This window comes from Bartonella sp. AP57NXGY (genome assembly GCF_042195805.1).
Classification (GTDB): Bacteria; Pseudomonadota; Alphaproteobacteria; order Rhizobiales; family Rhizobiaceae; genus Bartonella.
Genome location: NZ_JBHIOZ010000011.1, coordinates 1 through 5243, shown reverse-complemented (window position 1 = coordinate 5243; position 5243 = coordinate 1). Strand labels below are relative to the sequence as shown.

Here is a 5243-nt window from a genome sequence, read left to right as displayed (position 1 = left end):
AGCCATGCCATAGGTAAAACCAGTAGAATGGAAAAGAGTCGAAAACCATTCTGGATCTTCTTGAGGCGCACGGTAAATTTCAGAAATGCTGCGTGTTACTGCGTAGCCTATAATAAATGTTCCTGATACAGTACCGGGACGTTTTAATGCTTTGAACCCAAAAATAAGAAGACACAGGATGATGAAGAGAAGAAATCCTTCTATAAATGCTTCGTAAAGCTGGCTTGGATGGCGCGGTAAATAGTAAGGATCGAGAGGAAAACAAACAGCCCAAGGACGTGTAGTAATATTACCCCATAATTCTTGGTTAATGAAGTTGCAGATTCGTACAATGCCGATACCAATAGGAGCACCTGCAGCAATGATATCAAACATGGCTCGTATGTTAATACGATTTTTACGGGCAAACCAGATCATAGCAATGATAATACCAATAAGTCCGCCATGAAAGGACATTCCCCCATCCCATACGGCAATAATAGCACTTGGATGGTTAAAATAGTAAATGGGATCCCATACAAGAACTTGTCCTAAACGCCCTCCGACAACAACACTTATGGCAGACCAGACAACAAAATCTCCGATTTTTTCTTTATCCATAGGAGGATAGTTTCTATACCATAGAGATGTTTTTTTTAATAATTTTTGCGCATACCACCAAGCAAAAAGAATACCCAGCACGTAACCAAGTCCATACCAATGAAGTGTTATGGGACCTAGCTGGATAATAACAGGATCAAGAAAAGACGGAAAAGCAATGGTTGGACAAGACAAATTGTTCATGAGTTAAGCATCTTACATTATACGAGATGAATATGAAGTGACTCTGATGGTCAGAAATGACAGATGAATACACAATGGTCAAGTCAGTAGGGAGGCTAGTCAGAAAGGGAGATAGATTTCCACTGATTTATCGCGGTAAAAAATATGGTGATAAAAGGAATATTAAAAAATCTTAAACAAAATCATTATGAAAAATCTGCACAGTATGTAAAATATAGAGTAAAAGGAACAAATTACAGTATCTAAATGTTATGAGAATACGCTATAATGCGTGCGTCAATAATTAAAATTTAAGGAAAAAGGTTATGCGTAATGGATCAAATCGTATTCTTGATGAATTAGCAAAATTAGCAACGGATGCTGCTGACGTTGCGCAAGGCATACGACGTGAAGCTGGAACAGCTTTTCGTGTGCAGGCTGAAAAGATAGCAAACAAACTTGATCTTGTTTCTCGCGAAGAGTTTGAGACTTTTAAGGAGATGGTGCTGAAAATCCATGCTGATAACGCTGATTTGAAAAGACGCCTTGATGATTTAAAAAAAGATGATTAAAAAAAACGCAGACACAAAAAAGTAAAATAGTTTAAAAAAAAGAATCTTCAAAAAAATATCCCCAATTTTTCAATATGATGCGTGAAACTAAAAAATGCTTAATCTTGAGTCTGTTAGAGCGGAGCATTTGTTTATTTTTGATTTTTTTTTGGGTAAAGTACATTTTTTTGAATCAGGGGGGCTGGCGCTATGAAATTGTATCAATACACTGAAAAGACTTGATGATTCGTTTTATGACTATCAGGTTGCCCTAAACAGCGCGATTGTGTTCTGGGTGTTTGTGTACTGTCGATGTTTTTATGTGTATTTGTTTGGTGTAAAGGTTCTGATTGTAGCAAAATATTGTTACAGTTGAGACGGTTTATATTCTGTTGACAATGTTTTAAGATGATTGAGGATTGTGATGAGGCTTGCATTTTGCGCCACAGAAAGAAAAGAGCACCCTGTTGACTTTATCGAACAGATTGCCTGTGAATATGATTGGTCGTTTGAGCGGGATGCACAAGATGAAATTAGCGTTTGTGTGGAAGGAAAACGCGCAAACTATCGTCTTGCTTTTTCATGGATGGAAGAGCATGAAGCACTTCATTTAGCTTGTTCGTTTGATCTCTCTATTAAAAATGCTCGAACAGCTGAAATACAGCGCTTATTGCTAGCAATTAATGAAAAGTTGTTGTTGGGACATTTTGATTACTGGCAAAGGAATAATTCAGTTATTTATCGACAAGGTCTTCTTTTGGCTGGTGGGATGCATCCATCTCATATACAGGTTGAAACATTGTTGATACATGCACTTAAAGCCTGTGAAAGCCATTATGTTGCATTTCAGATGGTTGCTTTGTCGGGAGAAAGTGCTTACAAGGCACTACAGTACACTTTGTTTGAAACTGTAGGGAATGCCTAAAATATACAGTCTGTTATTTTTACAGACGGTTTGCGGAAATATTGCTCATAGGGGGACATCAAGAATAGCGCGCACTCCCCCGAGTGGGCTCTCATCTAATTGTATATTGCCACCATGGCTGCGTGCTATGTCTTGAGCAATAGAAAGACCAAGTCCTGTTCCACTTGCATCTTGATTTCGCGCTTTATCAAGTCGAAAGAATGGCTTAAAAACTTCTGTGCGCATATTTTTATGAATTCCAGGTCCATTATCATCGATTATTAATATAAAAGATTCTTGTTGAGAGTTAGCGGTTAGTTTAACGGTCGTGCCGTAACAAAATGCATTTGATACAAGATTGCTGACCAAGCGTGTAAAAGCACGGGGACGTACTTGTATTTCTGTAGGACCTTCAATAGTGTAAGAAAATTGACGTTTGTGAAGACGAGCATCGGTGGAGAATTTTTGCATAAGAGCATTTAAATCAAAAGTCTTGACACTTTCACTTCCTTCACCACGAGCAAAAGCAAGATAATCTTCTAACATATTTTGCATGTCACTTACATCTTGCTCAAGCGGTTTAATATCAAAGTCAGTATTTACTAATGCCAGCTGAAGTTTAAAGCGTGTAAGAATGGTTCTTAAATCATGACTTACTCCTGAGAGCATCATGGTACGTTGTTCAATTTGGCGTTCAATACGTTCACGCATGCGTAAAAAAGCGATGCCTGCACGTCGGACTTCATCAGCTCCTTGTGGTTGAAATCCTTTTGGTAAAGGACGACCGCGTCCAAAGCTTTCTGCTGCTTCAGCCAATTGTTGAATCGGTTTGATTTGATTGCGTAAAAAGTAAATTGCTATCAGCAATAAAACAAGAGCTGTTCCTACCATCCAGCTTAAAAAAATAGCAGTATTGGAAGCATAGGCTTGGCTGCGTGGAGCAAAGACGCGTAAAATGTTGTGACCAAGGTGGATACGGATTTCAACAAGATCAGAATCTCCTACGGTATCGATCCAGAAGGGACGGTTAATTTGGCGGGTGATTTCTTCACTTAAAAAATAGTCAAGAATTGCAAAAAATGGCTTAGGTCCTGGAGGGGGTAAGGAGGTAGGAGATAGAATAGAAATATTTAATCCCATACGTTGTTGTGCAATACGCTTGATATCTTCATAGTTATCTTGTTGGGGATATGTTTCAAGAATATCAATAATGGCTGAAATATCATGCACGACAGCCGTTGAAAGACGCTCCGTTACCATTTGCCAATGGCGTTCCATAAAGACATAAGCAATCACCGTTTGCAGAAGCACCATGGGAGCAATGATAATGATCAAAGAGCGAGCATAAAGCCGTTTAGGCATTTTTTTCGTTAACCATCGAAGAAAAAATCTTAAAGGTTTGATCATTCTTGTGCCTATTCAATAGAGAGTTTATACCCTATTCCTCGCACGGTTTGGAGCCATATAGGCAGTGCTGGGTTTTTTTCGATCTTACGACGAAGGCGGTTGATCTGCACATCAATGGCACGTTCACTTATATTGCTGTCATCGGTCGCGAATTTATGGCGCGGAATTGTATCGCCTGCATTTTCGGCAAACATGACCATCATTTCTTGTTCTTTATCTGTTAATTTAATAATTTCTCCTCCTTTTTTGAGTTCGCGTCGTGAAATTGAAAATATATAAGGACCAAAAACTATTTGCTCAATTTTAGGTTGGTGAGGGGGAAAACCACGTCGTAAAATGGCGTTGATGCGAAGGAGAAGTTCACGAGGGTCAAACGGCTTAGCCAGATAATCATCTGCCCCTGCTTCTAATCCACGGATACGATTGTCTATTTCTGATAAAGCTGTTAACATAAAGATAGGGACATCTTTTGTTTGGCGGAGTGAATGAGTGAGATCAATACCGTTTTCGCCAGGCATCATGACATCAACAATAAGAAGATCAAAATCTAAACTTACTAACAGTCGTCTTGCTTCATTCGCATTAGCTGAAACTGAAACACGAAATCCATTTTTAATGAGAAACTGAAATAAAAGATTGCGAATACGTGTATCGTCATCAATCACAAGAAGGTGAGGGGCATCGTCACACAAAACTTGAACGTGATTGCTCATTCTTAAAAAAACCTTGATAAAAATTTAGTTTACACAAAATGCAAGTTTACATAAGTTGTATAAAGCTGTCGAGCAGCACCTTTACCTTAAAGGAAAGAAAGTTTTATTTATAAATTTAAAAAAGTTATTTTTGAAAAGGATATTATGGGTAGTCTTAATATACATATTATTCCAGTTACGACATTCCAACAAAATTGCACTTTGCTTTTTGATAGTGAAAGTAAAACGGGGGTTCTCGTTGATCCTGGTGGTGATTGGCCACGAATTCAAGACGTAATCGAAAAGAATGGTGTTATCGTTGAGGCTATTTGGATAACACATGGTCATTTTGATCATGTAGGAGCAGCAATGCAAGTGAAAGAAGCGCTTAATGTAAAAATTATCGGTTCACATCGCGATGATAAGCCTGTGATGGATGCCGTGAGCGAAAGCGCAAAAAATTATGGCATCACTGATGCTTGCATCTGTATTCCTGACCAATGGTTAGAAGATGGTGAGTGCGTTCATTTTGCTGGACATGTGTTTAAGGTTTTTCACACCCCAGGACATTCCCCTGGTCATGTTATTTATTTCAATGAAAAAGAGCGCTTAGCCCTCTTGGGTGATGTTCTCTTTCGTGGTTCTATTGGACGTACGGACTTCCCCTTCTGTTCTTATGAAAAATTGATGCAATCTCTTCGAGAAAAAGTTTTACCCTTAGGCGATGATGTTTGTTTTATCTGTGGGCATGGTCCCAAAAGTAGCATAGGCTATGAGCGCCAAAATAATCCTTTTCTTCAAGATTTTAATATATGAGCAAATAAAAAAAACGCTTTGAAGCGTTTTTTTGTGCCATTTAAGACTTTTTAGTAGGGCAGAACAGAAGTTAATTTATTGGGGCATAACAAACGTGTTCCAAACCATTAC

The 5243-nt window shown here is 38.5% G+C and carries 6 protein-coding genes; 3 read left to right on the top strand and 3 right to left on the bottom strand.

Translation table 11 applies throughout. The features are described from left to right. The coding region (gene lgt, locus ACFIL8_RS02855; RefSeq protein ID WP_375688870.1) for a prolipoprotein diacylglyceryl transferase at positions 1 to 783 on the bottom strand (783 nt) is incomplete at its 3' end. 305 nt (positions 784 to 1088) lie between these two features. Between lgt and ACFIL8_RS02850 the strand changes: the two genes are divergently transcribed. Both ACFIL8_RS02850 and ACFIL8_RS02845 read left to right on the top strand, forming a co-directional pair. Then, positions 1089 to 1334 (top strand): accessory factor UbiK family protein, encoded by a 246-nt coding sequence (locus ACFIL8_RS02850; RefSeq protein ID WP_273791228.1) that lies wholly within the window; start codon positions 1089 to 1091, stop codon positions 1332 to 1334. A 403-nt stretch (positions 1335 to 1737) separates the two neighbouring features. Beyond that, positions 1738 to 2238: a YbjN domain-containing protein gene (locus ACFIL8_RS02845; protein ID WP_273724125.1), complete on the top strand. Its 501-nt coding sequence runs from the start codon at positions 1738 to 1740 to the stop codon at positions 2236 to 2238. 45 nt (positions 2239 to 2283) lie between these two features. Here ACFIL8_RS02845 and ACFIL8_RS02840 read toward each other — a convergent pair whose 3' ends face one another. Further along, positions 2284 to 3624, bottom strand: a complete 1341-nt coding sequence (locus ACFIL8_RS02840; protein ID WP_375611185.1) for an ATP-binding protein — start codon at positions 3622 to 3624, stop codon at positions 2284 to 2286. An 8-nt stretch (positions 3625 to 3632) separates the two neighbouring features. Further along, a complete protein-coding gene (locus ACFIL8_RS02835; protein ID WP_375638076.1) occupies positions 3633 to 4337 on the bottom strand; it encodes a response regulator in 705 nt (234 codons plus the stop codon). 144 nt (positions 4338 to 4481) lie between these two features. Between ACFIL8_RS02835 and ACFIL8_RS02830 the strand changes: the two genes are divergently transcribed. Then, a complete protein-coding gene (locus ACFIL8_RS02830) occupies positions 4482 to 5132 on the top strand; it encodes an MBL fold metallo-hydrolase (RefSeq protein ID WP_375612975.1) in 651 nt (216 codons plus the stop codon). Positions 5133 to 5243 lie beyond the last annotated feature (111 nt).

Excerpts from the sequence above, each read along its gene's own strand:
- ACFIL8_RS02850 (WP_273791228.1), top strand. The coding sequence starts at position 1,089 with ATGCGTAATGGATCAAATCGTATTCTTGATGAATTAGCAAAATTAGCA.
- ACFIL8_RS02845 (WP_273724125.1), top strand. The coding sequence starts at position 1,738 with ATGAGGCTTGCATTTTGCGCCACAGAAAGAAAAGAGCACCCTGTTGAC.
- ACFIL8_RS02840 (WP_375611185.1), bottom strand. The coding sequence starts at position 3,624 with ATGATCAAACCTTTAAGATTTTTTCTTCGATGGTTAACGAAAAAAATG.
- ACFIL8_RS02835 (WP_375638076.1), bottom strand. The coding sequence starts at position 4,337 with ATGAGCAATCACGTTCAAGTTTTGTGTGACGATGCCCCTCACCTTCTT.
- ACFIL8_RS02830 (WP_375612975.1), top strand. The coding sequence starts at position 4,482 with ATGGGTAGTCTTAATATACATATTATTCCAGTTACGACATTCCAACAA.